Raw genomic sequence first — 26,284 nt, 5'->3', positions numbered from 1 at the left:
ACCCCATTATCTAATGGCCGTGACTACGACCCACATGTGAGTGCTCCGCCTCACTGGCCGCCACACTCCCACTGACCTCCAGCCGCTGCAAAATCCCACACTGGTCGATCTCCGGCCCTTCGCCACAGCGCTGGCGCAGGTCGAGTAGTTGTGTCTGCAAGGCCAGCAACCCGTCAATCCGCGCCTTGACGTGATGGATATGCTCGTCGATCAGTGCATTCACGCTCTCGCACTGGTCCTGGGGGCTGTCACGCAGGCCGAGCAGGCTGCGGATTTCCTCCAGGGTCATGTCCAGGCTGCGGCAGTTGCGGATAAAGGTCAGGCGCTCGGTGTGCGCCTGGGTGTACAGCCGGTAGTTGCCCTCACTGCGCGCCGGTGGTGGCAGCAGGCCTTCTTTCTCGTAATAACGGATGGTTTCCACCGGGCAGTCGGTCAGTTTTGCCAGTTCGCCGATCTTCATCGCAGCAATCTCCAAAAGGGTGCTTGACCCTATAGTGGCTACAGGGTCTTTACTTGGCAACAGGCACCTTCATGGACGCGACACAATGAGCGATTCCCTGCGCACCCCGCACAAGCACGACCACAGCCACGATCATGATCACGACCATGATCACAGCCATCACGACCACGGCCATGATCATAGCCATCATGATCACGCGCAAAAGCTTGCGCCTGTGAAAAAGCATGATCACGGTGGCGGCTCCTGCTGTTCCGGCGCCGCAGCCCCGTCGCTGGTGACGTTGACGCAAGCAACCAGCGCCAACGCGCGCCTGAGTACCTTCCGCATTGAGGCCATGGACTGCCCCACTGAGCAGACGCTGATCCAGAACAAACTGGGCAAGATGGCCGGTGTGCAGCAACTGGAATTCAACCTGATCAACCGTATCCTCGGCGTGACCCACGACCTGCCGAGCACCGCGCCGATCGTCGAGGCCATCAAGTCCCTGGGCATGCAGGCCGATCCGATCGAAGAGGGCGTGCCGGCCGCCGCACCACCGGCCAAGAAGCACTGGTGGCCGCTGGCCCTGTCTGGTTTTTGCGCCCTGGCAGCAGAGGTGATCCATTTCACTGACGCGGCCCCGACCTGGGTGGTGGCGCTGGTGGCGCTGGTGTCGATCCTCAGTGGCGGCCTTACCACCTACAAAAAGGGCTGGATTGCCCTGAAAAACCTCAACCTGAACATCAACGCGCTGATGAGCATCGCCGTGACCGGTGCGATCCTGATCGGCCAGTGGCCGGAAGCGGCGATGGTGATGTTCCTGTTTACCGTGGCCGAGTTGATCGAGGCCAAGTCCCTGGACCGTGCGCGCAATGCCATCAGTGGCTTGATGCAGATGACCCCGGAGCGGGCCACGGTGCGCCAGGCTGACGGAAGCTGGGTCGAACAAGAGGTCAAGACCATTGAACTGGGCGCTGTTGTGCGGGTACGTCCCGGCGAGCGCATTGGTCTGGACGGCGAAGTCACTGCCGGCCAGTCCACCATCGACCAGGCGCCGATCACCGGCGAGAGCCTGCCGATCGAGAAGACCGTGGGCGATAAAGTCTTCGCCGGCACCATCAACCAGGCCGGTTCCCTGGAATACCGGGTGACCGCTGCCGCCAACAACTCGACGCTGGCGCGCATCATCCATGCAGTGGAACAGGCCCAGGGCTCGCGGGCGCCGACCCAGCGCTTTGTCGACAGCTTCTCGAAAATCTACACCCCGGCGGTGTTCCTGTTTGCCCTCGGCGTGGCGGTGATCCCGCCGCTGTTCATGGGCGCGGTGTGGTTTGACTGGATCTACCGCGCCCTGGTGCTGTTGGTGGTCGCGTGCCCTTGTGCGCTGGTGATTTCCACCCCGGTGACCATCGTCAGCGGCCTGGCTGCCGCTGCGCGCAAAGGCATCCTGATCAAGGGCGGCGTGTACCTGGAGGCCGGCTACAAGCTGGACTACCTGGCCCTGGACAAGACTGGCACCATCACCCACGGCAAGCCGGTGCAGACCGACTACCTGGCGTTGTTCCCCAACTTGGAGGACCGCGCGCCGGCCTTGGCCGCCAGCCTGGCCGCGCGTTCCGACCACCCGGTGTCGCTGGCGATCGCCAATGCCGCTGTGGATAAAAAACTCCCGCTACAGGCTGTGGATAACTTCGAAGCCCTGGCCGGGCGCGGGGTGCGCGGCGAGATCAATGGCCAGGTCTATCACCTGGGCAACCATCGCCTGGTGGAAGAACTGGGCCTGTGCTCGCCGGCCCTTGAAGAAAAACTTTTCGCCCTGGAAAAACAAGGCAAGTCGGTGGTGCTGCTGCTCGACACATCTGGCCCACTGGCGCTGTTCGCCGTGGCCGATACGGTCAAGGACAGCAGCCGCGAAGCCATCCAGCAGTTGCACGAGCTGGGCATCAAGACCCTGATGCTCACCGGCGACAACACCCACACCGCCCAGGCAATTGCCGCCCAGGTGGGCATCGACCAGGCCCAGGGCGACCTGCTGCCCACCGACAAGCTCAAGGCTATCGAGGACCTGTACGGGAAAAACCACCGGGTCGGCATGGTCGGCGACGGCATCAACGACGCCCCGGCCCTGGCCCGCGCCGAGATTGGCTTTGCCATGGCTGCAGCGGGCACCGACACGGCCATCGAGACCGCCGACGTTGCGCTGATGGACGACGATTTGCGCAAGATTCCGGCATTCATACGCTTGTCGCGACAAACGTCGAGTATCCTCAAGCAGAACATCGCCCTGGCGCTGGTGATCAAGGCGATCTTCCTGGCGGTCACCTTCATGGGCATGGCCACTATGTGGATGGCGGTGTTCGCCGACATGGGCGTGAGCCTGCTGGTGGTGTTCAATGGTCTGCGCCTGCTGCGCAAATAGTCGATGAGAGGGTGGTGTGCTGAGTGCCGAGTTGAAGGCGTTTTACATGGTTGCCCGCCTGGGCAGTATTACCCAGGCGGCGAAAAAACTCGGCCTGAGCCAACCCACGGTGACCACCCAGATCCGCCATCTGGAAAGCCAGTACGCAGTTGAGCTGTTCTACCGCGGTGGCCGCCGCCTCACCGTCAGCGACGAAGGCGCGCGGTTGATGCCGATGGTCAAGGCGCTGTTGCAGCAGGAAGCGGATATCGAGTTTTTCCTGCGCAACAGTGGCCAGGTCCAGGGCACGTTGCGGATCGCCGCGACCGCGCCCTATTACATCCTCGACCTGGTGAAAACCTTTCGCGAACGCTTGCCCCACGTGGAAGTGGCGGTGGAAATCGGCAATTCCCAGCAGGTCCTCGAAGCCCTGGATGATTACCGGGTGGACGTCGCCGCCTCCTCGCAACTGCTGGACGACCCGCGCCTGATCCGCCGGGTGCTGGGCACCGATCCACTGGTACTGGCGGTGCATCGCAATCACCCGTTGGCCGTGCTGGAGCATGTGCCGCTCAGTGCGCTGGCGGGGCATACCCTGTTGATGCGCGAGGCAGGGTCCACCACCCGGCGCCTGACTGAAGAGATGCTCAAGGGCGCTGGCGTGAGTTATGGGCCGCTGCTGGAAATCGGCAGTCGCGAATCGATTCGCGAGGCGGTGCTGCGCAACATCGGCATCAGTATCATCGCCCGCCAGGAAGTGCCCCATGACCCGCAACTGCGGGTGCTGAGCATCGAGAATGCGCCGCAGATTCCCGAGTACCTGTACTGCCTTAAAGAGCGCAAAGGTGCGCGGTTGCCGGCGGCGTTTCTGGGGTTGGCGCAGGAAATGTCGCCACTCTGAAAGATTTTTGGTGGTTTTGAAATCGCCGTCGCAGGCAAGCCAGCTCTCACATTTTGATCTGTGAATACATTCAAATGTGGGAGCTGGCTTGCCTGCGATAGCGGTAGACCAAACACCCCAAGGCTATACCCCTACCCAAATCCACCAATACCACTATCACCCTCTTTTGCCTTCCTGCCACACCAGGGACGCATTTGCTGCCTAGCATGGCCTTCATCAGTTTGATGAGGTGCCACCATGAACACAGCCCAGCTCAACCCCGGCGCGCCGATGAAGGTGCGTGGTATCCAGAAGCGCTTTGGCGCCTTTACTGCCCTGGACCATGTGTCCCTGGACGTCGCCGCCGGTGAACTGGTGTGCCTGCTCGGTCCCTCGGGCTGCGGCAAGACCACCTTGCTGCGCTGCATCGCCGGCCTGGAGCGCCAGGACAGCGGCGAGTTGTACCTGGGTGATCGCGATGTTTCCCTACTGGCACCCCAGGCGCGGGACTACGGCATTCTGTTCCAGTCCTACGCGCTGTTTCCCAACCTCAGCGTCGAGGCCAACATCGGCTACGGCCTGACCGGCAGCGGTCGCGATGAAGTGCGCAAGCGCGTGGCGCAGATGCTGGAACTGGTGGGCCTGACCGGCAGCGAAAAAAAATACCCCGGCCAACTGTCCGGCGGCCAGCAACAGCGCGTCGCCCTGGCCCGTGCCCTGGCGCCGGCCCCGTCGTTGTTGCTGCTGGACGAACCGATGTCGGCCCTCGATGCCCGGGTGCGCGAGCACCTGTGTACCGAGCTGCGCCAACTGCAACGCCGCCTGGGCATCACCACCCTGATGGTCACGCACAACCAGGACGAGGCCATGCTGATGGCCGACCGCATCGCCGTGATGAACAATGGCAAGGTCGAGCAGTACGCCACCCCGCAAGAAATCTACGACCGCCCGGCCACGCCGTTCGTGGCCGAGTTTGTCGGCCAGGGCAACTGGCTGCCGTTCAGCCGCAACAGCGCCAGCCACGCCCAGGTCGGCGGGATGAACGTGCGCCTGGCCGATGACTGCGGCAAAGCCGCGTCGGGCCGCCTGTTCTGCCGGCCGGAAGCGATCAGCGTCAACCCGCCGGTACACGAAGAAAACCTGTTCCCGGCCAAGGTCCGCGAGATCACCTTCCTCGGCAACCGTTGCCGCATGAGCTTTGAACTGGACCAGTTGCCCGGCCATTCGCTGCTGGCCGAACTGGCGCCGGAAGCCATGCCACGCCTGGGCGCCCAGGATATCTGGGTGGCACTGCCACCGCGCAGCCTGCAGGTGTTTGCCTGAGATGGCCGTTGATATGAGCCTGCCGGTACCCGGCCGCGTGGCCCGTCAGGCTTCCCGTGCGCAAATCGGCGACCGCATTTTTGTGCTGGGCGGCAAGCTGCTGCTGCTGTGCCTGTTGGGCGTCGCCGTGCTGCTGCCGTTGCTGGCGATCTTCTGGCGCGGTTTCAGCGCCGAAGACGGCCAGGGCGGCGGCCTGGTGGCCGCGCGCGAGTTGCTGACCAGCGCCAACTTCCATTGGCTGCTGGGCAATAGCCTGAAGGTTTCCCTGAGCGTCGCGATCATTGTCGTACCCCTGGCCTACCTGTTTGCCTACGCCCTGCAACGCACGCTGATCCCCGGCAAGACCCTCTGGCGCGGCCTGTCGTTGCTGCCGCTGATGGCGCCGTCGATGTTGCCGGGCATCGCCCTGGTGTACCTGTTCGGCAATCAGGGCATGTTGCGCGGGTTGCTGTCAGACAACATCTACGGCTTCTGGGGGATTGTCCTCGGTGAAGTGATCTACACCTTTCCCCACGCGCTGATGATCCTGCTGTCGGCGTTGTCCCTGGCGGACGCGCGGCTGTTCGATGCCGCTTCAAGCATGGGCGCCAGCCCGGCCCGGGCGTTTCGCAGCATCACCTGGCCGGCGACACGCCAGGCCGTGTTCGCCGCGTTCTGCCTGGTGTTCACCCTGACCATCACCGACTTCGGCGTGCCGGTGGTGGTGGGCGGCGACTATCAAGTGCTGGCGCTGGAAGCCTACAAGGCCGTGGTCGGCCAGCAGCAATTCGGTCGTGGTGCCCTGATCGGCATGGTGCTGCTGTTGCCGGCGCTGCTCAGTTTTGCGGTGGATACCTGGCTGCGCCGGCGCCACGGCGACTCCATGAGCGGCCGCGCCCAGGTGTTCCAGCCGGCGCCATCGCGCCTGCGTGATGGCTGCTACCTGGCGATTGTGCTGCTGATCTGCGCGGTGCTGCTGTTGGTGTTCGGCATGGCGGTGTATTCGTCGCTGGTGAAGTTCTGGCCGTACAACCTGTCGCTGTCGCTCAACCACTATCAGTTCAATGACACCGCCGGCGGCGGCTGGCTGGCCTATCGCAACAGCCTGACCATGGCGATCTGCACCGCACTGATCGGCAGCGTACTGATCTTCACCGGCGCTTATCTGATGGAAAAGACCAAGGGGCAAAAAGGCCTCAACCTGGCGCTGCGCATGCTCAGCTTTGTGCCGATGGCGGTGCCGGGCCTGGTGCTGGGCCTGGGCTACGTGTTCTTTTTCAACCTCAACGGCAACCCGCTGCATGTGCTCTACGGGACCATGACGCTGCTGGTGGTGTGCACCATTGCTCACTATTTGACCACCGCGCAAATGACCGCCACCACGGCCCTGCGCCAACTCGACGCCGAGTTCGAAGCCGCCGCGCTGTCGCTCAAGGCGCCGCTGTACCGCCACTTTTTGCGGGTCACCGTACCGATCTGCCTGCCGGCGCTGTTGGACATCCTGCGCTACCTGTTTGTCTCGGCGATGACCACCGTATCGGCAGCGATCTTTCTCTACAGCCCCGACACCATCCTCGCCGCAGTGGCCGTGCTGAACATGGACGACGCCGGCAACGTAGGCGGCGCGGCGGCCATGTCGACCCTGATTCTGTTCACCTCAGCCAGCGTCTCGCTGCTGCTGGCGTGGGCCTCACGCGGTTTGTTGCGCCGCTCCCAGGCCTGGCGCCAAACCGCGCCCGGTCAATAACTCTGCCCTCCACAAGGAAACGCACCATGTTCAAGCCCCTGGCCCTCGCCGCTGCTGTGCTCACCGCGTTCAGCCTGAATGCCTTTGCTGCCAAGACCGAGTTGACCGTGTACACGGCCCTTGAAGCCGAGCAGTTGAAGACCTACAAAAAAGCCTTCGAGGCGGCCAACCCGGACGTCGAGATCAAGTGGGTGCGCGACTCCACCGGCATCATCACCGCCAAGCTGCTGGCAGAAAAAGCCCGCCCGCAAGCCGATGCGGTGTGGGGCCTGGCGGCTTCCAGCCTGGCGATCCTCGATCAGCAAGGCATGCTGCAAAGCTATGCGCCAAAGGATCTGGACAAGATTGGCAAGAACTACCGCGACGCCGCCAACCCACCGGCCTGGGTCGGCATGGACGTGTGGGCCGCGACGATTTGCTTCAACACCGTCGAAGCCGAGAAACAGGGCTTGAGCAAACCCATCAGCTGGCAGGACCTGACCAAGCCCGAGTACAAGGGCAAGATCGTCATGCCTAACCCGGCGTCGTCCGGCACCGGCTTTCTCGACGTCAGCGCCTGGTTGCAGACTTTCGGTGAGAAGCAGGGCTGGCAGTACATGGATGACCTGCACCAGAACATCGGCCAGTACGTGCACTCCGGTTCCAAGCCGTGCAAGCTGGCGGCTTCGGGTGAGTTCCCGATCGGCATTTCCTTCGAATACCCGGCGGTACAGTTGAAACGCCAGGGCGCGCCGCTGGACATCGTCTTGCCCAAGGAAGGCCTGGGCTGGGATATCGAAGCCACTGCGCTGATCAAGGGCACGGCCCACCCGGAAGCAGCGCAGAAACTCGCCGACTTCTCCGCCAGCCCCGCAGCGATGGAGCTGTACAAGGAAAACTTCGCGGTGCTGGCCCAGCCGGGCATTGCCAAGCCGCAGACCGAATTGCCGGCGGACTATGAGCAGCGCCTGATCAAGAACGATTTTGCCTGGGCCTCGAAGAACCGTGACAACATCCTGGCTGAATGGCGCAAGCGCTATGACGGCAAATCGGAGAAGGTGGCGGGTCAGTAACTGTTCGATGGGCTGAGGGCCTCATCGCCGGCAAGCCAGCGCCTACATTTGAAGGTATTCACAATTCAAAATGTGGGAGCTGGCTTGCCTGCAATAGTGGTCTGCAATTCGCTACATCACTTAATTCTGGGGAGAGGCCTAATGAAAGCTGAGCAGGTAGTCGCCGAGGTCTTTGCTCTGTATGAACAGCATGGCGCTGCCGATTATATCGGCGAGCCGGTGTCGCAGATCGAGCATATGTCCCAGGCCGCGCAACGGGCCATGGCCGAAGGCTTCGACGATGAAGTGGTGCTGGCGGCGTTCTTTCACGACATCGGACATATCTGCGGCCAGGGTGGCGCGAACATGGGTGGCTACGGCGTGGTCAGCCACGAACGCCTGGGCGCCGATTACTTGCGGCGCGCCGGGTTCAGCGAGCGCCTGGCGAAACTGGTGGAGTATCACGTGCAGGCCAAGCGTTACCTGACCTTCAGCCAGCCGGACTATTACGCACGCTTGAGCGAGGCCAGCCGCCGCACCCTGGGTTATCAGGGCGGGGTGATGACGGCCGACGAGGCCCGCGCGTTCGAGCAGGACCCGCTGTGCGCGGTGAGCCTGCGCATGCGCCACTGGGATGAACAGGCCAAGGAAATGCACGTGCCGCTGCTCGACCTTGAGGTGTTGAAGGCCAAGGCCCGGCAACTGCTGGCGGCCTAGGCCTCGTCCAGGCGTTGGGCCAGGGCCTCGATCTGTTCCTGGCGCTCGGCCTGGCTCAACCTTGGGTGAGGGTTGAGCGATGACCATTGCGGATGGGCGCGCGCCTTGTGCAAGGCGTCGGGCAGTTTGCCTTCGCGCCAGCTCTTGTCCTGCGGGGTGTCGACCTTGATGCTGTGCAGCGCCGCATGCCCGCGCAGGTTCAGGGCCTTGAGCAACTGGCGCTGGCGCAGGGCCAACAGGCGCAACACGCTGTCATCCACGGTCAGTTCGCGCTGGCCCTTGATCTTGCCCAGCAGACGGCTGCCGTAGCTGCGCGCGGTTTGCAGCGCGCCGCCGGCAATCGCCCCGGCCAGGGCGGCTGCGCCCAGGGTCAGGCCGCCCACCAGCAAATCCACACCGGCCCCGGCGGCGGCCCCCGCGGCAATCCCGCCGCCGACCCGCACCCCCAGTTGCTTGAGGGTTTCGGGGTTGAACAAATCATCACCCCAACGCCCGTCCAGCAACGGCAGGTCGCTGGCCGCAGCGTCTTGCGGGCGGAAGCCGTAGAGTTTGAGCAGGGCCTCGACGCAACGTTGTTCGCGCTGGCGCACGGCCTTGCGCAGATCGCTGATGGCTTGCTGTTCATCCTCGGTGACCACGCTGCGCCGGCACGCGGCGCAGTCGATCAGCAGCTCGGCGATCAGGCGCGCGGCGCTTAGCTGGCGCGCCTGGCGCTGGGCTTCCTGGTCGAGGATCAGCCGTTCCAGCTGTGGCCGCGAGCTTTCCAGCAACAGGGCGAGGCTTTCATACAACCGCCGCTCGCCATCTTCGGGGGGCGCCACGCTGTCAAAGCGCACCAGCGCGTGCAGGCCCAGGCGGGCCAGGGCTTCACGCCAATCCGGCTCGCGGTGTTCGGCGCTGCTGACAAAGTTGAGCACCGGCAGCAGCGGTTTGCCGCAACTGGCCAGCACTTGCAGCTCGTCGCGGTACTTGGCCAGTACCGGCTCCCGGGCGTCAATCACGTACAGGCCGGCGTCGGACGCCAGCAACTGACGCAAGACCTTGGCCTCCTGCTCAAAGCGCTGGCGGGCTTCGCTGCCTTCGAGGAAACGCGCCAGGCGCGCCGGGCCATCCAGGCGTTCACCGGGGCGGTCGAGGCGTTCGAGGTAGTCGAGCAGGGCGATGGCATCTTCCAGGCCTGGGGTGTCGTACAACTCCAGCAAGGCTTCGCCGTCGACCGACAAGCGTGCACCTTCGACATGCCGGGTGGTGCTGGGGCGGTGGGACACTTCGCCAAAGCCCACGTCTCGGGTCAGGGTGCGCAGCAGCGAGGTCTTGCCGACGTTGGTGTGGCCGACCACCGCCAGTTTCAGGGGTTTAGTCATGACCGGACTCCAGCCAGGTGAGCGGCGCGCAATCGGCGAAGGGCAAGTCCAGTTGCTGCAACGCGCTGTGCCAATCGCCGAGGCGCTCGGCATCCAGCGCCTGGCCCGGTGGCGCTTGCAGCAGCCAGACGCGGGTAGCGCTGGCGCTGCGGGCCAGCTCGCCGATCAGCGCGAGGCTGCCGCGATCCGGCGAGCGGCGTGGGTCGCAGGCGATCAGCAGGCGTGCCGGCGGGAAGCGGGTCAGTTGCTCCAGCAGTTTGTGGCGCGATTCGCGGCTATCGAGGATGCCGGCGTCCTTGACCGTGGCCGGCAACTTGGGCGGCCAGGGGCGCTGGTCGTCCAGTTCGATGGCCACCAGCAGGGCGCCATCGCTGTGCAGGTCGCTGGCACCGCCGCTGACGTGGTGCAACTGCGGCGGCGCGGCATCGTTGACGCCAAGGCGTTCGCTGCTGGGCATCAAGGCTTCGCGCAAGTGGCTGTAGCCGGGCAGGTTGAGGTCCAGGCCCAAGGCTGCGCGCCCGCGTTTCCAGCGCCATAGGCACAGCACGGCGAGGATCAGCCTTGGCAGCAAGCCATAAACCAGCAACACCCCTACCAGCCACGCAGCCCAGGCCTGGCGGGCGCTCTCGATATTCAGCGCCGAATCGCCGCTGGCGCGGATCATCTCCACGCTGGGTACGCTGAAACCGAGCAGCGCGGGCAGGCTGCCCAGGGCCTGGGTCACGCTGACAAAGGTGTCGGCGCCAAGGATGGTGGTTTCCCAGACAAACCCGTAGCGCCGGGTGGCCATCAGCGTCAGCAGGATCACCAGCGCGCTGCACAGTGCCAGCAGCCACAGGCCATTGACCAGCACACCCACCGCCCAGCGGTTGAGCTTATGGCGTTGCAGCAGCAACAACAGCGCTGGCGCCAGTTGCGCGGCCTTGGCATCGCGGGCGAGTTTTTCGCTGAGCCACAACCACAGGCGGCCGAGGCTGGCGCTGTGTTCGCCGGCAAACAGCAAGCCCAGGGCCCAGCTCAGCAGCAGGATCAGGTTCAAGCCCAGCAGGCTGCCCAGGGCCCAGAACACATTGACCGGGGCCAGGCCGTTGCCCAGGGCGGCGAAGGCCAGGCCAGCGCCGCTGACGATGGCCAGCACCATCAGCACGATCAGCGCCAGGCGTGCGCCTTGCAGCCAATGCAGCAGGGCGGCGCGCAGGCCGTCACGCTCGGCCAGCCACAACGCGCGGTTTTGAATGCGCGTCGGCAGGTCGCCGTCGCTGCTGCGGGCCAGGCGATTGGCTTCCTGGTCTTCCAGGGGGCCGGCGTGTTCTTCACGCAGGCGCACGGTTTCCGTCAGCCAGAGTGTGTGCAGGGGGTTCAGAGCAGTCACGCGCCGTCCTGTTGTGTCAGTGAGCCTGGAGCATAACCGCTGGCCCGCGCCTCTGGTATTCTCGTCGCCATGAAAAAAACTTTCCCTTTAAGCCTGATCGCAGCCCTCGGTGAAAACCGCGTGATCGGCGTCGACAACAGCATGCCCTGGCATTTGCCGGGGGATTTCAAATATTTCAAGGCCACCACCCTGGGCAAGCCGATCATTATGGGGCGCAAGACCTGGGACTCCCTGGGTCGACCGTTGCCGGGTCGCTTGAACATAGTGGTCAGCCGTCAGACCGATCTGGTGCTCGAAGGTGCGGAAGTTTTTCCGTCCCTCGATGCGGCAATTGAGCGGGCCGAGGCCTGGGCGCTGGAGCAGGGCGTGGATGAGCTGATGCTGATCGGCGGCGCGCAACTGTATGCGCAGGGGCTGGAGCAGGCGGATCGCCTGTATCTGACGCGGGTTGCGTTGAGCCCGCAGGGGGATGCGTGGTTTCCGGAGTTTGACTTGAACCGGTGGACGCTGGTGTCGAATGTGCAGAATCCGGCAGAAGGCGACAAGCCGGCATACAACTTCGAAGTCTGGGAAAAGGCCTAAAAGCATCGCCGGCAAGCCGGCTCCTACAGGACCGTGTAGGAGCCGGCTTGCCGGCGATAGCGCTCTATCAGGCCTGCGCCAACTCAGCATGCTCATCGGCATCGAGCAGCTTTTTATCGGTCTGCTGCATGATCTGGCTGGTAATCGCCCCGGCGGTCATCGAACCATTCACGTTCAACGCCGTGCGGCCCATGTCGATCAGCGGCTCCACGGAAATCAGCAACGCCACCAACGCCACCGGCAAGCCCATGGCCGGTAGCACGATCAGCGCGGCAAACGTCGCACCGCCGCCCACACCGGCCACGCCGGCTGAACTCAAGGTCACAATCGCCACCAATGTTGCGATCCACAGCGGGTCCAGCGGGTTGATGCCCACGGTCGGCGCCACCATCACGGCCAGCATCGCCGGATACAGGCCGGCACAGCCGTTCTGGCCAATCGTCGCGCCGAACGAGGCGGCGAAGCTGGCGATGGACTGCGGGATGCCCAGGCGGCGGGTCTGCGCCTCGATGCTCAGCGGGATGCTCGCCGCGCTGGAGCGGCTGGTGAAGGCAAAAGTCAGCACCGGCCATACTTTGCGAAAGAAGCGCAGCGGGTTGATCCCGGCCAGCGACAGCAGCAGGCCGTGGACCACAAACATCAGCCCCAGCGCCAGGTAGGACACCAGCACAAAACTGCCGAGCTTGATGATGTCTTGCAGGTTGGAACTGGCGACCACTTTGGTCATCAGTGCCAGCACCCCGTAAGGAGTCAGCTTCATCACCAGGCGCACCAGGCGCATCACCCAGGCTTGCAGGGTGTCGATGGCGTTCAGCACCTTCTGGCCTTTTTCCACATCGTCCTTGAGCAGTTGCAGCGCGGCAACCCCCAGGAACGCAGCGAAGATCACCACACTGATAATCGACGTCGGCTTGGCCCGGGCCAGGTCGGCAAACGGGTTTTGCGGGATAAACGACAGAAGCAACTGCGGGATATTCAGGTCGGCGACCTTGCCCGCGTAGTCACTCTGGATCACCTGCAGGCGTGCCAGTTCCTGGGTGCCGGCCACCAGGCCTTCGGCGGTGAGGCCGAACAGGTTGGTCAGGCCGATACCGATCAGCGCCGCAATGGCGGTGGTGAACAGCAGCGTGCCGATGGTCAGGAAGCTGATCTTGCCCAGGGACGCGGCGTTGTGCAGGCGGGCCACGGCGCTGAGGATCGAGGCGAACACCAGCGGGATCACGATCATCTGCAACAGCTGCACATAACCATTGCCCACCAGGTCGAACCAACTGATCGAGGCCTTGAGCACCGGATGGCCGGCGCCGTAGATGGTGTGCAGGACCACACCAAACACCACCCCGAGCACCAGGGCCAGCAAGACCTTCTTGGCCAGGCTCCAGTGGGTGCGACGGGTTTGGGCCAGGCCTAGCAATAAGGCCAGGAACACCAGCAGATTGAGAATCAGCGGCAGATTCATTGAAGCTCCAAGTAAATGGCTGCCAGTCGCCTGAGCGTGCGACTGCGAACCGGAAAGCCTAACAGCTTGAAATATATTGATTTAATACCTTTATGGAATGACTACTGTCGTTTTTGGAATAAGGGCCTGGCGCCCTGACATATGCTGGTGGCGGTTTCAGGACGCAGACGGTCGTGCTGGTGCCGGGAACGGTCACACGGATTTGTTAGCGTCGATGTCTTTCACTCAGGGAGAAAACGCACATGAAGCTCACGTCGAGACTGTTTGCCGCCGCGCTGTGCCTCGGGCTTGCCAGCCAGGTCATGGCCGCCACCGAGTTGAAGCACTGGCCGGCACCCGCCGCCAAGCAACTCAATGAAATGATTGCGGCCAACGCCAACAAGGGCAATTACGCGGTGTTCGACATGGACAACACCAGCTACCGCTTCGACCTCGAAGAGTCGCTGTTGCCGTACATGGAAAACAAGGGCCTGATCACCCGCGACAGTCTCGATCCATCGCTCAAGCTTATGCCGTTCAAAGACACCGCCGAGCACAAGGAAAGTCTGTTCAGTTACTACTATCGCCTGTGCGAAGTGGACGACATGGTCTGCTACCCGTGGGTCGCCCAGGTGTTTTCAGGCTTTACCCTCAAGGAACTCAAGGGTTACGTGGATGAGTTGATGGCCTCCGGCAAACCGGTGCCGGTCACCTACTTTGAAGGCGATGTGGTGAAGAACATGGAGGTGCAACCGCCGAAAATCTTCACCGGCCAGACCGAGCTGTACAACAAACTGATGGAAAACGGCATCGACGTGTACGTGATGACCGCCGCCTCTGAAGAGCTGGTGCGCATGGTCGCCTCCGATCCGAAGTACGGCTACAACGTCAAGCCGCAGAATGTCATCGGGGTCAGCCTGTTGCTCAAGGATCGCAAGACTGGCGAGCTGACCACTGCCCGCAAGCAGATCAGCGCCGGCAAATACGATGAAAAGGCCAACCTCGGCCTGGAACTGACCCCCTACCTGTGGACCCCGGCGACCTGGATGGCCGGCAAGCATGCGGCGATCCTCACCTACATCGACGAGTGGAAAAAACCGCTACTGGTCGGCGGCGACACCCCTACCAGCGACGGCTACATGCTGTTTCACGATGTGGACGTGGCCAAGGGTGGCATCCACTTGTGGATCAACCGCAAGGACAAGTACATGACCCAGCTCAACGGCATGATGGCCAAGCATGCGGCGGCCCAGGCCAAGGAAGGGCTGGCGGTGACGGCGGACAAGAACTGGGTGATCGTCAAGCCCGATGAAATCCAGTAACCCTGTGGGAACTGGCTTGCCTGCGATGGCATCACTGCGGTGTGGCAGGCAGACCGAGTCGCCTGGATCGCAGGCAAGCCAGCTCCTACATTTGATCTCCTGTGGTTTGGCAATTCAGGCAGGCAAAAAAATGCCCCGCACGTGGCGGGGCATTTTTATGGGCGGGGCTTACAGGCCGTCGAGCATGGCCTTGTTACGCACCGCACCCTTGTCGGCACTGGTGGCCAGCAGGGCGTAGGCCTTGAGGGCGGTGGTGACTTTGCGCGGACGCTTCTCCACCGGTTTCCAGCCTTTCTTGTCCTGCTCGACCCGGCGTGCGGCCAGTTCTTCGTCGCTGATCAACAGGTTGATCGAGCGGTTCGGAATGTCGATCAGCACCTTGTCGCCATCCTGCACCAGGCCAATCGCGCCACCGGCAGCGGCTTCTGGCGAAGCATGGCCGATGGACAGGCCCGAAGTGCCGCCCGAGAAGCGCCCGTCGGTCAGCAGCGCACAGGCTTTGCCCAGGCCCTTGGATTTCAGGTACGAGGTCGGGTAGAGCATTTCCTGCATACCCGGGCCGCCTTTCGGGCCTTCGTAGCGGATGATCACGATGTCGCCTTCTTTCACTTCGTCGGCGAGGATGCCGCGCACCGAGCTGTCCTGGCTTTCGTAGATCTTGGCGCGACCCTCGAACACGTGGATCGACTCATCCACGCCAGCGGTCTTCACCACACAGCCGTCGAGGGCGATGTTGCCGTAGAGCACGGCCAGGCCGCCTTCTTGCGAGTACGCGTGTTCGACACTGCGGATGCAGCCGTTTTCACGGTCGTCGTCCAGGGTGTCCCAACGGGTCGACTGGCTGAAGGCCGTCTGGGTCGGGATGCCGGCCGGGCCGGCCTTGAAGAAGGTGTGCACGGCTTCGTCGTCAGTCTGGGTGATATCCCACTTGGCGATGCCCTCGGCCATGGACGTGCTGTGCACGGTCGGCAGGTCGGTGTGCAGCAGGCCGCCACGGGCCAGGGAGCCTAGGATCGAGAAGATCCCGCCGGCGCGGTGCACGTCTTCCATGTGGTACTTCTGGATGTTCGGCGCGACCTTGCACAACTGCGGCACGTGGCGGGACAGGCGGTCGATGTCGCGCAGGTCGAAGTCGATCTCGGCTTCTTGCGCTGCGGCCAGCAAGTGCAGGATGGTGTTGGTGGAACCGCCCATGGCGATATCCAGGGTCATGGCGTTTTCGAACGCCTTGAAGTTGGCGATATTGCGTGGCAATACCGACTCGTCGTTGTCGGTGTAGTAACGCTTGCACAGTTCGACGATGGTGCGGCCGGCCTGCAGGAACAGCTGCTCGCGGTCGCTGTGGGTGGCCAGTGTCGAACCGTTGCCCGGCAAGGCCAGGCCCAGGGCTTCCACCAGGCAGTTCATCGAGTTGGCGGTGAACATGCCGGAGCACGAACCGCAGGTCGGGCAGGCGCTACGCTCGTATTCCGCGACTTTCTCGTCAGAAGCGCTGGAATCGGCGGCGATGACCATGGCGTCCACCAGGTCCAGGCCGTGGGAGGCGAGTTTGGTCTTGCCGGCTTCCATCGGACCGCCGGAGACGAAGATCACCGGGATGTTCAGGCGCAGGGAGGCCATCAGCATGCCGGGGGTGATCTTGTCGCAGTTGGAGATGCAGACGATGGCGTCGGCGCAGTGGGCGTTGACCATGTACTCCACGGAGTCGGCGATGATCTCGCGGCTCGGCAGGGAATACAGCATGCCGTCATGGCCCATGGCGATGCCGTCATCCACGGCAATGGTGTTGAATTCTTTTGCTACGCCGCCAGCACGTTCGATCTCGCGGGCGACCAGTTGGCCCAGGTCCTTGAGGTGGACGTGGCCCGGTACGAACTGGGTGAACGAGTTGGCAATCGCGATGATCGGCTTCTTGAAGTCGTCATCTTTCATCCCCGTGGCACGCCACAGTGCGCGGGCGCCGGCCATGTTGCGGCCATGGGTGGATGTTTTCGAGCGGTAATCTGGCATGGAGCACTCCGGGCGGCTAATCAGGTACTAAATAGGGGAGTGAGCTTCTATTGACGTCTGGAACACTCAGAAATAGCCGTGTGTCCGGAAGTTGCCGCAAACGTTACGGGATCGCCGTGCGCATTGGCCTTGAGCTCATAAACCCGCCGGGGGATGACTGGCGATGAATAGGGTCGATTCTACACCGCTGGCGTCGGGAGGGAATGGCGAGAAGCATGTCCCGGGGCTTTATCGCCCGACCCTCGTATTTGTCAGCCAGCCCCAGAGGCTGAAGACGATAAAGCTTGCGGCAATGGTCATCAGCAAATGCGTTCCGGTTTGCGCAAGGGCTGCGCTGCTGATGGCGGCCGTCAGGAACATGATGCTGTTGCCCGCCGAGGCGGCCGTGCCCGCGCTGCTTGAGAACAACAGCATCGCCGCCGAAATGGCCGCCGGGCGCACCAGGGTCACGGCCAGGGCGCTGATCAGCATCGGGATCAGCAGGGTTATGGTGGTGATGGCGTCAAGGCTGACGATCAGCATCAGTAGCACACCGGCCACCAGCAGTAACCCCAGGCCGATATTGATTTGCCGGGCCAGCGAGATGCGTTTTTGCAGAAACGAGGCCACCATGCCGCCCAGCAGATAGGCCACGCCGTAGACCATCAGCACCAGGGCGTACTGGTATTCGGACAGTTTCAGCCCATCCATGAACATCAGGGGTGTGACGCTGATCAAGGCGAAGTAGCAGGCGAACACCAGTGCGGCGATCCACCAGTAGCGCAGGAAGTCCCGGTTGCCGGCCACGGCTTTCAACGTGGCAATGATCGACACCGATGCGCGATGGGGGCTGGCGGACTTGGTGGGCAGGATGCACAGCGCATGGATCAACATGCCCAATGCCATCACCGCGAACCCGTAGAAGCTGCCTTGCCAGTCAAAGGTGGTTTGCAGCCAGGAGCCGATCAGCGGCGAAAGGGCGACGAACGAGCCGCTCAGGGTCATGTAATACAGGCGCACGCGAGCCCGGTCCTGCTCCTCGAACAGGTCTTCCACCAGGGCGTGGCCCAGCACGAAGAAGCCACAGCCCATGGCCTGCACGCTGCGAAACAGCAGGAAGGTCAGGTAGTCCGGTGCCAGCGTGCAGCCTATCGCCCCCAGGATCGACAGTGTGATGCAGCCAAGCAGGACTTCCTTGCGCCCCCATTTATCCGAGAGTGGGCCGGCGATCAGTTGGGAGACCGAAAAGACCAGGGTAAACAGGCTGATGGACAGCGCGACATTGGCGCTGGGCGTGTCGAACCTGGCGGCGAGGGCCGGAAATGAAGGCAGCAGGATATTGATCGGGAAGAAACTGATCAGGGAAATGCAGGTGATCAGGATGAAGCGGGAAAAATACTGGCGTTTGGCTGGGCCATCGAGGACGGGCGAGCAGGTGGAATCAGACATTGTTTTTGTTTTCCGCAGTAAAGCCAGAAACCGATACTAGTCTGCAAAAAGTGGAATTCAATCAAAACCTTTGAAGGAAATTTCCTGGGGGCGCGTGGCTGGCGAAGGTAGGAAAATCTTTCTGACACTGCACAAAAAAAGGTGGGAGCTGGCTTGCCTGCGATAGCGGTGTAACAGATTAAAAATCTGTAACTGATACACCGCTATCGCAGGCAAGCCCACTCCCACCTTTGATCTGCGTGTTACTTAGCTATTGGGCAGCAACCGGCACGTGATGCTCTTGATGTAGCGCGTCTCGGCAATCGCCGGGTGCACCGGGTGGTCCGGGCCCTGGCCGCCACGTTCGAGCATCTGGATATTGCGGTCCAGATGGCGGGCGCTGGTCAGCAGGATGTTTTGCAGGTCGTCTTCAGGCAGGTGCATGGAGCACGAGGCGCTGACCAGGATGCCGTCCTTGCTGAGCAGGCGCATGGCTTGCTCGTTCAGGCGGCGGTAGGCGCCCTCGCCATTTTTCATGTCTTTCTTGCGTTTGATGAAGGCCGGTGGGTCGGCGACGATCACGTCGAAGCGCTCTTCGCTGGCTTTCAATTCTTTGAGGGCTTCGAACACGTCGCCTTCGATGCAGGTCATTTTCTCGGCAACGCCGTTCAGCGCGGCGTTGCGCTCTACGCCATCCAGAGCAAAGGCCGAGGCATCGACGCAGAACACTTCACTGGCGCCGAACGCTGCAGCTTGCACGCCCCAGCCGCCGATGTAGCTGTACAGGTCGAGAACGCGCTTGCCTTTGGCATACGGGGCCAGGCGTGCACGGTTCATGCGGTGGTCGTAGAACCAGCCGGTCTTCTGGCCCTGGATCACCGGGGCTTCGAATTGCACGCCGTTTTCTTCCAGGGCAACCCACTCTGGCACCAGGCCGAACACGGTTTCGACGTAGCGGTTGAGGCCTTCGGCGTCGCGCGCGGCGGAATCGTTCTTGAACAGGATGCCGCTGGGCTTGAGCACTTGGGTCAGTGCGGCGATCACGTCTTCTTTATGGGCTTCCATGGTCGCCGAGGCGATCTGCACCACCAGGATATCGCCGAAACGGTCGACCACCAGGCCCGGCAACAGGTCGGAGTCGCCGTAGACCAGGCGGTAGAACGGCTTGTCGAACAAGCGGTCGCGCAGGGACAGGGCGACGTTGAGGCGGTGCACCAGCAGCGACTTGTCCAATGGCAACTTGATGTCGCGCGACAGCAGGCGCGCGCAGATCAGGTTGTTTGGGCTCATGGCCACGATGCCCAGGGTCTTGCCACCGGCCGCTTCGAGGATGGCCTGGTCGCCTGCCTGGAAGCCGTGGAGTGGGGTGGCGGCCACATCGATTTCGTTGCTGTAGACCCACAGGTGGCCGTTGCGCAAACGACGATCGGCGTTGGCTTTGAGACGCAGGCTTGGCAGGGACATGACGTCGCTCCGGAAAAAAGAGCGGGAGTATACCGTGTTGTGTCGTTGTTGGCCGCGCCGCCGGACATGTGGGAGCTGGCTTGCCTGCGATCCAGGCGACTCGGTCTGTCTGTCGCACCGCAGCGATGCCATCGCAGGCAAGCCAGCTCCCACATTTTGCTCCGGTTTCCAATCCGGCTTTTGAGGTGTCGGTCAGGTTCCCATCGGGGTTAGAATCGCCCCCTAGCCCAGAGTGTGTATTTATGTCCCAAGAGCTTTCCGCCGAACAGATCCAACAGGCCCTGCAAGGCATCAGCGTGCCGCCCCAACCGCAAATCATGGTGGATTTGCAGATGGAGCAGTACATGCCCGATCCGGACCTGGAGGTGATTGCGCGGCTGATCTCCCAGGACCCCGGCCTGTCTGGCTCGCTGCTGAAAATCGTCAACTCGCCGTATTACGGCCTGAGCAACAAGATTGCCTCGATCCAGCGCGCGGTGAACCTGTTGGGCAGCCGCTCGATCGTCAACCTGATCAACGCCCAGTCGATCAAGGGCGAGATGAGCGACGACACCATCGTCACCCTCAACCGGTTCTGGGACACCGCCCAGGATGTGGCGATGACCTGCCTGACCCTGGCCAAGCGCACCGGCTCCCAGGCGGTGGACGAAGCTTATGCCCTGGGGCTGTTCCACGATTGTGGCGTGCCGCTGATGGTCAAGCGTTTCCCGGACTACATGAGCGTGCTGGAAGACTCCTACGCCAAGGCAGGGCCCGATTGCCGGGTGGTCGACACCGAGAACCGTGCGTTCCACACCAACCACGCGGTGGTGGGCTACTACACTGCCAAGTCCTGGCGCCTGCCGGAGCATGTGACCAACGCCATCGCCAACCACCACAACGCCCTGGCGATTTTCAGCGATGAGTCGGCGCGCAACAGCCCGCTGAAAAACCTGCTGGCGATCCTGAAGATGGCCGAGCACATTTGCGCGTCCTATCGGGTGCTGGGCAACCAGACGGTGGACCATGAATGGGACAGCATCGGCCACCTGGTGCTGGATTACGTGGGCCTGTCGGACTACGACTTCGAGAGCCTGAAGTTGTCGATCCGCGAGCTGGGCGCGCACTAACCTTTCTATCGCGAGACGAATATGCCTGAGCTGCCAGAAGTCGAAACCACCCGGCGCGGAATTGCGCCGCACCTGGAAGGCCAGCGGGTCAGCCGCGTGGTGGTGCGTGAACGGCGCCTGCGCTGGCCGATCCCCGAAGACCTCGATGTGCGGCTGTCCGGGCAGCGCATCGTGCTGGTGGAGCGGCGGGCCAAGTACCTTTTGATCAACGCCGAAGTTGGCACCTTGATCAGCCACTTGGGCATGTCGGGCAACCTGCGCCTGGTGGAAGTCGGCCTGCCGGCGGCCAAGCACGAGCATGTGGATATCGAGCTGGAGTCGGGCCTGGCCCTGCGCTACACCGACCCCCGGCGCTTTGGCGCGATGCTCTGGAGCCAGGACCCGCACAACCACGAACTGCTGTTGCGCCTGGGGCCGGAGCCGTTGACCGACCTGTTCGACGGCGAGCGCCTGTTCCAGCTGTCCCGTGGGCGCTCGATGGCGGTCAAGCCGTTCATCATGGACAACGCGGTGGTGGTGGGGGTGGGCAATATCTACGCGACCGAGGCGCTGTTTGCCGCCGGGATCGACCCGCGCCGGGAGGCCAAGGGCATTTCCCGTGGGCGTTACCTGAAGCTGGCGATCGAGATCAAACGCATCCTCGCGGCCGCCATCGAGCGCGGCGGTACGACATTGCGCGACTTTATCGGTGGCGATGGGCAGCCGGGGTATTTCCAGCAGGAACTGTTTGTCTACGGTCGGGGTGGCGAGGCGTGCAAGGTCTGCGGGAGCGAATTGCGCAATGTGATGCTGGGGCAGCGGGCGAGTGTGTTTTGCCCCAAGTGCCAGAGCTGATTGTGTGTGACGGCGGCTGCCGTCATCGCGGGCAAGCCCGCTCCCACATTTTGACTTGTGAACACCTTCAAGTGTGGGAGCGGGCTTGCCCGCGATGAGGCCCGCCCAGCCACCACAAGGTCTCAGGCCTTACCGGTAATCAACCGGTACTTCTCCATCAACTGCTCTTCAGTCTCAGGGTGTGCCTCATCCAGCGGGATGCAATCGACCGGGCACACTTGCTGGCACTGGGGTTCGTCGTAGTGGCCGACACACTGGGTGCACAGGTTGGGGTCGATCACGTAGATCTCTTCACCCTGGGAAATGGCAGCGTTCGGGCACTCGGGTTCGCAGACGTCGCAGTTGATGCAATCGTCGGTGATGATCAGGGACATGGAAACTCCTGCCAGGGCGCTCTGCCAAGGCATCTGAAAAACTAATGCGCGCAATTGTGCCGCATTGGCGCCCGCAGTGCGAGCGGGCGCCGGTCGAGCGGTCTTACTTCTTGAAGCGCAGCGTCAGCGCATCGGCGACCGCAGGGTGCACAAACTTGGTGATATCCCCACCCAATGCCGCGATTTCCCGCACCAGGGTCGAGGAAATGAACGAGTAACGCTCCGACGGCGTAAGAAACAGGCTCTCTACGTCCGGCGCCAGTTGGCGGTTCATATTGGCCAGCTGGAATTCATATTCGAAGTCCGACACCGCCCGCAGGCCACGCAGGAACACATTGGCGTTCTGCTCCTTGGCAAAGTGCGCCAGCAGCGTCGAAAAGCCCACCACTTCCACGTTGGGCAGGTGCTTGGTGACCTCGCGGGCCAGCTCCACGCGCTGTTCCAGGGGAAACAGCGGGTTTTTCTTGGGGCTGGCCGCGACCGCGATGATCACATGGTCGAACAAGCGCGAGGCGCGTTCGACCAGATCGCCATGGCCTTTGGTAATCGGGTCGAAGGTACCTGGGTACAACACTCGGTTCATCGCGTCGTCCTGGCGGAGTCCGTTGGGGAACCGGATGGTATCGCAGCCATCCCGGTCGGCCAAGTCAACTTATTCAGAAGAAAGCACTATAGACACCGCGAATACCTGGTTTTTTCATGCTGTTTTCAGACGTTCAGCCAGCGCCGTCGCCAGTTGCGCAGTCAGGCCGTACACCGAAAGCTGGGGGTTGGCGCCGATGCTGGTGGGGAACAGCGAGCCGTCGTGGATCGACAGGTTACGCAGTTGGTGATGCCGCCCAAGGCTGTCGGCCACGGCGTTTTTCGGCTCTTCGCCCATGGCGCAACCGCCCATCACATGGGCGCTGCCCAGGCAGGTGCGATGCAGTTCCAGGTTCAGGCCGTCAATCAGGCTGCGGGCCTGCGCCAGTGTGTTGACGTAGCGCGCGTCGTGGTGCAACGGCTTGACCGACTTTGCGCCGGCGGCAAACTGGATCTCGGCCATGCTGTGGAAAGCCCGGCGCAGGCCGTCCCAGGCGTAGGGCGAGACCTCATAGTCGAGCACCGGCGTGCCATCGCCGCGCAGGCCGACGCTGCCGCCCTGGCTGTCGGGGTGGAAGCCGTCGCGCAGCAGCGCCAGCATGGCGTGGGTCTTGGGCAACTGGCTCATGTCCAGGGCGTTCTGCGTGCCATAACCCCCGAACAATGTGCTGGCCAGCGCCGGGTGCAACGGCGGCGCTTCGAGCTTGTAGGACATTTTGCCGGTGGTGCCGTCCTGCCATTGGAAGTGGTCGGAGTAAATCGACTGCGGCGCGCCGTAGAACGGGTTGATCACCTCGTCGAACAGCCCCGCAGAAAAATTCACCAGATGCAGGAACGTGCGCTTGCCCAGGCGCGAATGCGGGTCGGGTGCGTCCGAGCGCATCAACAGCGCCGGGCTGTTGATGCCGCCGCCGGCCAGTACGTAATGCTTGGCTTTGACCGTGATCTTGCGGCCGGTAGGCGCTACGCAGCGCGCATCCATGGCCACGCATTCGAGGCTGGTGATGGTGTCGCCGCTGAACTTCAGGCGCTCGGCGCGGGCCAGGTACAGCAACTCGCCGCCTTGCTCCAGGGTCGAGGGAATGGTGGTCACTAGCATCGATTGCTTGGCGTTGACCGGGCAGCCCATGCCGCAATAGCCCAGGTTGAAGCAGCCGCGCACGTTGCGCGGGATCACGTGCCAGCTGTAGCCGAGCTTTTCGCAGCCTTGGCGGATCACATCGTTGTTGGGGTTGGGCGGCACGGCCCAGGGCGCGATGCCCAGGCGCTGTTCCATCTTTTCAAACCACGGTGCCATCTCGGCGCTGCTGTGGCCCTTGACCGCGTACTCGCTGGCCCAGTGGGACAGCGTCGGGTCGGGGGTGCGAAAGCTCGAGGTCCAGTTGATCAGCGTGGTGCCGCCCACGGCGCGGCCTTGCAGGATGGTGATGGCGCCGTCCTTGCTCATGCGGCCGATGCCTTCCTGATACAGGCTGGCGTAGGCCTCGTCTTCCAGCAGCTTGAAGTCGCTGCTGGTCTTGAGCGGGCCTTCTTCGATCAGCAGCACCTTGTAGCCGGCGGCGCTGAGAATCTCTGCGGTAGTGCCGCCGCCTGCGCCGCTGCCGATGATCGCGACATCGGCTTCCAGCACCATGTCCTGGTCGAGGGCGGCGCCGTTATGGGTTTTCCAGCCGCGGGCCATGCCATCGCGGAACACATCAGGTACGGGCATTAGCTTGTTCTCTTATTGTTTTGGCTACGGAGTGGCTATCAAAGTGGGTTGCCAAGGTCAGATCTTCGGTGGCCCTGGGTACCCGCAATGGGCCCAGGACTCGGGCCGAAAGTACCAGGCCATGATCACCAGCTTGAGCAGCGAGCCCTGGCCCATGCGCAGTAGGTTGAGGAAGCTGTTCTCCCAGCGATGCAGGAAGTTGCGGATCTGCTCGCTGCTGGCATTTTCCCAACTGCCCCAGATGCCGGTCAGCGGGCCACGGGTGACGGCCATGCCCAGTACGTCGAACAACTGCTGGGTCAGCTTGAACATCTCCGGTGACAGGTGCTGCAGGCTGTAATCGAGTTTTTTCAGGGTGTCTTCAATGCCTGCCGCCACTACCTCGGCGCTGGCCGCGCCTTCGAGTAACACCGGGATCACTGCGCGCAAAAACGGCAGGTCGCTGTTGCGCAGCATGGCAAAGCCGCTGGCGGGGGTGCTGCTGGAGCAACCGCTGAGGCTGGCGCCAAGGCCTGCGGTGGCCAGGAAGGCGCTGGCGCACAGGCCGATTTTCAAGACGCCGCGCCGTGACAGCGCGGGTGATTCAGTCAGGCTAGGGTTCATTTTTATTGTGGTCCCGGTGGTAACGGTTTTAGCGCACGAACAGCTTCTGGATCAGTTTCTGGATGGCTTTGCCATACGGTGGGTAAATCAGCTTGGCCGCATTCAGGCGTTGCTTGATCAGCACCCCCTTGGCCTTGCTGAACGTGAGGAACCCTTCATGGCCGTGATAGTGGCCCATGCCCGACGGGCCGATGCCGCCAAAGGGCATATCGTCCTGGGCCACGTGCAGCAGGGTGTCGTTCAAGCACACGCCGCCGGAATGGGTCTCGTGGAGTACGCGATTCTGTTCGGCCTTGTTGTAGCCGAAGTAATACAGCGCCAGTGGGCGAGGGCGTTGGTTGATGTAGGCAAAGGCCTGGTCGATCCCGCGATAGGGCACGATGGGCAACACCGGGCCGAAAATCTCGTCCTGCATCACGGTCATTTCATCGCTGACATTCAGCAGCAGGCTATGGGCCATGCGCCGTGCCTGGCCCTGGTCATAGAGCGGCACCAGGGTCGCGCCCTTGTCGGTTGCGTCCTTGACGTAGGCATTGAGTCGGGCGAGTTGTCGCTCGTTGATGATGGCGGTGTAGTCCGGGTTGTCGGCCAGGGTCGGATAAAACCCACGTACCGCCTGGGTGTAGGCCTCGACGAAGCCGTCCACACGGTCTTCGGGAACCAGCACGTAGTCCGGCGCCACACAGGTTTGCCCGGCATTCAGCGCCTTGCCGAATGCGATCCGTTCAGCGGCATCCTTGAGCGGCACATCGGCCGAGACAATCGCCGGGGATTTACCGCCCAGCTCCAGGGTGACCGGGGTCAGGTGCTCGGCGGCGGCGCGCATCACATGCTTGCCGATGCTGGTGGCACCGGTGAACAGCAGGTGATCGAACGGCAGCTTGGAGAACGCCATGCCCACTTCTGCTTCGCCGAGCACCACGCACACCAGGTCTTCGGGGAAGATTTGCGCCAGCAGGGTCTTGAGCAACTGGCCAGTGGCAGGGGTGGATTCGCTGAGCTTGAGCATCACCCGGTTGCCCGCCGCCAACGCGCCGACCAGCGGGCCGATGGCCAGGTACAACGGGTAGTTCCAGGGCACGATCACCCCGATGACGCCCAGGGGTTGATAGATCACTTTGGCAGATGCCGGCTGGAAGGCTATACCTACAGCGCGGCGCGACGGTTTCATCCAGCCCTTGAGGTGTTTGCTGGCGTAGTGAATGCCATGCAGGCTGGGCATCAGTTCGGCGAACAGGGTTTCGTCGGCACTGCGATGACTGAAATCGCTGCTGATGGCCTCGATCAGCGCCTGGCGCTCATCGCTGAGCAGGTCGCGCAAGGCCTTGAGCCACTGCTGGCGCTGCGCCGCCGTTGGCATCGGGTTGGCCGCGTAGGCGCGGCGCTGAGCAGCGAACAGGTCCTGGAGTTGGTCCAGCGCCTGGGAATCTTGCAGGTAGGCAACGTTGGCAGACATGGCGCAGTTCCCGATTGTTATTGGAATACCTGCGTTTTTAGAGTTATTGCTCTATTTTGTCAAATGACTTCGCGGCAACATGCAGTTTTATCCTGGCAAGGATAGACCGTAAGATGTTTGCATCAGGATTCCAGAAGCCGAT

The 26,284-nt window shown here is 62.7% G+C and carries 22 protein-coding genes; 10 read left to right on the top strand and 12 right to left on the bottom strand.

Annotation, left to right across the window (positions count from 1 at the left end; genetic code table 11):
- Positions 1–10: 10 nt before the first annotated feature.
- Complete coding sequence (cadR, locus tag HBO05_RS18620; protein WP_169954961.1) at positions 11–460, bottom strand: Cd(II)/Pb(II)-responsive transcriptional regulator; 450 nt, start codon at positions 458–460, stop codon at positions 11–13.
- 85 nt (positions 461–545) lie between these two features.
- On the opposite strand from cadR, the gene HBO05_RS18615 reads away from it, so the two are divergent.
- From HBO05_RS18615 to HBO05_RS18590, 6 genes are all read left to right on the top strand, one after another.
- Positions 546–2,858, top strand: coding sequence for a heavy metal translocating P-type ATPase (locus HBO05_RS18615; RefSeq protein WP_170042138.1), 2,313 nt, complete (start codon positions 546–548; stop codon positions 2,856–2,858).
- Positions 2,859–2,874: 16 nt separating this feature from the next.
- Positions 2,875–3,738, top strand: a complete 864-nt coding sequence (locus HBO05_RS18610; RefSeq protein WP_172313670.1) for a LysR family transcriptional regulator — start codon at positions 2,875–2,877, stop codon at positions 3,736–3,738.
- A gap of 237 nt (positions 3,739–3,975) precedes the next feature.
- Positions 3,976–5,040, top strand: coding sequence for a putative 2-aminoethylphosphonate ABC transporter ATP-binding protein (locus HBO05_RS18605; RefSeq protein WP_169954958.1), 1,065 nt, complete (start codon positions 3,976–3,978; stop codon positions 5,038–5,040).
- Between the two features lies 1 nt (position 5,041).
- Positions 5,042–6,766, top strand: coding sequence for a putative 2-aminoethylphosphonate ABC transporter permease subunit (locus HBO05_RS18600; protein WP_170057574.1), 1,725 nt, complete (start codon positions 5,042–5,044; stop codon positions 6,764–6,766).
- 26 nt (positions 6,767–6,792) lie between these two features.
- Positions 6,793–7,818 (top strand): putative 2-aminoethylphosphonate ABC transporter substrate-binding protein, encoded by a 1,026-nt coding sequence (locus tag HBO05_RS18595; RefSeq protein WP_172313668.1) that lies wholly within the window; start codon positions 6,793–6,795, stop codon positions 7,816–7,818.
- A 141-nt stretch (positions 7,819–7,959) separates the two neighbouring features.
- Entirely contained in the window at positions 7,960–8,514 is a 555-nt protein-coding gene (locus tag HBO05_RS18590; protein ID WP_172313666.1) for a phosphonate degradation HD-domain oxygenase, read from the top strand.
- Here the strand turns inward: HBO05_RS18590 and HBO05_RS18585 are convergent.
- Together HBO05_RS18585 and HBO05_RS18580 are read right to left on the bottom strand one after the other, a co-directional pair.
- On the bottom strand, positions 8,511–9,878 hold the full coding sequence (locus tag HBO05_RS18585; RefSeq protein WP_169954954.1) for a DUF3482 domain-containing protein: 1,368 nt from the start codon (positions 9,876–9,878) through the stop codon (positions 8,511–8,513). The genes HBO05_RS18590 and HBO05_RS18585 overlap by 4 nt on opposite strands.
- The gene (locus HBO05_RS18580; RefSeq protein ID WP_172313664.1) at positions 9,871–11,250 is read right to left on the bottom strand and encodes a DUF2868 domain-containing protein; all 1,380 of its coding nucleotides are present in this window, start codon (positions 11,248–11,250) and stop codon (positions 9,871–9,873) included. The genes HBO05_RS18585 and HBO05_RS18580 overlap by 8 nt, the downstream gene beginning before the upstream one ends.
- Positions 11,251–11,319: 69 nt before the next feature.
- Here HBO05_RS18580 and HBO05_RS18575 point away from each other — a divergent pair, with 69 nt between their 5' ends.
- Positions 11,320–11,832 (top strand): dihydrofolate reductase, encoded by a 513-nt coding sequence (locus tag HBO05_RS18575; RefSeq protein WP_172313662.1) that lies wholly within the window; start codon positions 11,320–11,322, stop codon positions 11,830–11,832.
- Positions 11,833–11,899: 67 nt separating this feature from the next.
- On the opposite strand, the gene HBO05_RS18570 is transcribed toward HBO05_RS18575, so the two are convergent.
- Positions 11,900–13,291, bottom strand: coding sequence for an L-cystine transporter (locus tag HBO05_RS18570; RefSeq protein ID WP_170042142.1), 1,392 nt, complete (start codon positions 13,289–13,291; stop codon positions 11,900–11,902).
- Between the two features lie 302 nt (positions 13,292–13,593).
- Here HBO05_RS18570 and HBO05_RS18565 point away from each other — a divergent pair, with 302 nt between their 5' ends.
- The gene (locus tag HBO05_RS18565) at positions 13,594–14,592 is read left to right on the top strand and encodes a haloacid dehalogenase-like hydrolase (RefSeq protein ID WP_169955047.1); all 999 of its coding nucleotides are present in this window, start codon (positions 13,594–13,596) and stop codon (positions 14,590–14,592) included.
- 168 nt (positions 14,593–14,760) lie between these two features.
- Here the strand turns inward: HBO05_RS18565 and ilvD are convergent, their stop codons facing one another.
- From ilvD to HBO05_RS18550, 3 genes are all read right to left on the bottom strand, one after another.
- Positions 14,761–16,602 (bottom strand): dihydroxy-acid dehydratase, encoded by a 1,842-nt coding sequence (gene ilvD, locus HBO05_RS18560; protein ID WP_169954950.1) that lies wholly within the window; start codon positions 16,600–16,602, stop codon positions 14,761–14,763.
- A 228-nt stretch (positions 16,603–16,830) separates the two neighbouring features.
- On the bottom strand, positions 16,831–18,030 hold the full coding sequence (locus HBO05_RS18555; RefSeq protein ID WP_172313660.1) for an MFS transporter: 1,200 nt from the start codon (positions 18,028–18,030) through the stop codon (positions 16,831–16,833).
- A 246-nt stretch (positions 18,031–18,276) separates the two neighbouring features.
- On the bottom strand, positions 18,277–19,473 hold the full coding sequence (locus HBO05_RS18550; RefSeq protein WP_057960898.1) for a class I SAM-dependent rRNA methyltransferase: 1,197 nt from the start codon (positions 19,471–19,473) through the stop codon (positions 18,277–18,279).
- A 296-nt stretch (positions 19,474–19,769) separates the two neighbouring features.
- On the opposite strand from HBO05_RS18550, the gene HBO05_RS18545 reads away from it, so the two are divergent.
- On the top strand, positions 19,770–20,582 hold the full coding sequence (locus HBO05_RS18545) for an HDOD domain-containing protein (protein WP_172313700.1): 813 nt from the start codon (positions 19,770–19,772) through the stop codon (positions 20,580–20,582).
- Positions 20,583–20,603: 21 nt separating this feature from the next.
- The gene (gene mutM / locus HBO05_RS18540; RefSeq protein ID WP_057440389.1) at positions 20,604–21,416 is read left to right on the top strand and encodes a bifunctional DNA-formamidopyrimidine glycosylase/DNA-(apurinic or apyrimidinic site) lyase; all 813 of its coding nucleotides are present in this window, start codon (positions 20,604–20,606) and stop codon (positions 21,414–21,416) included.
- A 122-nt stretch (positions 21,417–21,538) separates the two neighbouring features.
- Here mutM and HBO05_RS18535 read toward each other — a convergent pair whose 3' ends face one another.
- From HBO05_RS18535 to HBO05_RS18515, 5 genes are all read right to left on the bottom strand, one after another.
- A complete protein-coding gene (locus HBO05_RS18535) occupies positions 21,539–21,790 on the bottom strand; it encodes a YfhL family 4Fe-4S dicluster ferredoxin (protein WP_003213796.1) in 252 nt (83 codons plus the stop codon).
- A 103-nt stretch (positions 21,791–21,893) separates the two neighbouring features.
- The gene (gene coaD, locus HBO05_RS18530; protein ID WP_003176711.1) at positions 21,894–22,373 is read right to left on the bottom strand and encodes a pantetheine-phosphate adenylyltransferase; all 480 of its coding nucleotides are present in this window, start codon (positions 22,371–22,373) and stop codon (positions 21,894–21,896) included.
- A 114-nt stretch (positions 22,374–22,487) separates the two neighbouring features.
- A complete protein-coding gene (locus tag HBO05_RS18525; RefSeq protein ID WP_172313658.1) occupies positions 22,488–24,083 on the bottom strand; it encodes a GMC family oxidoreductase in 1,596 nt (531 codons plus the stop codon).
- A gap of 57 nt (positions 24,084–24,140) precedes the next feature.
- Positions 24,141–24,686: a twin-arginine translocation pathway signal protein gene (locus tag HBO05_RS18520; protein ID WP_170042145.1), complete on the bottom strand. Its 546-nt coding sequence runs from the start codon at positions 24,684–24,686 to the stop codon at positions 24,141–24,143.
- Between the two features lie 28 nt (positions 24,687–24,714).
- Positions 24,715–26,142 (bottom strand): coniferyl aldehyde dehydrogenase, encoded by a 1,428-nt coding sequence (locus tag HBO05_RS18515; RefSeq protein ID WP_169954944.1) that lies wholly within the window; start codon positions 26,140–26,142, stop codon positions 24,715–24,717.
- Positions 26,143–26,284: the final 142 nt, after the last annotated feature.

The organism is Pseudomonas sp. WS 5079, assembly GCF_012985465.1.
Taxonomy (GTDB): Bacteria; Pseudomonadota; Gammaproteobacteria; order Pseudomonadales; family Pseudomonadaceae; genus Aquipseudomonas.
This window is presented reverse-complemented; position numbering and strand designations above follow the sequence as displayed.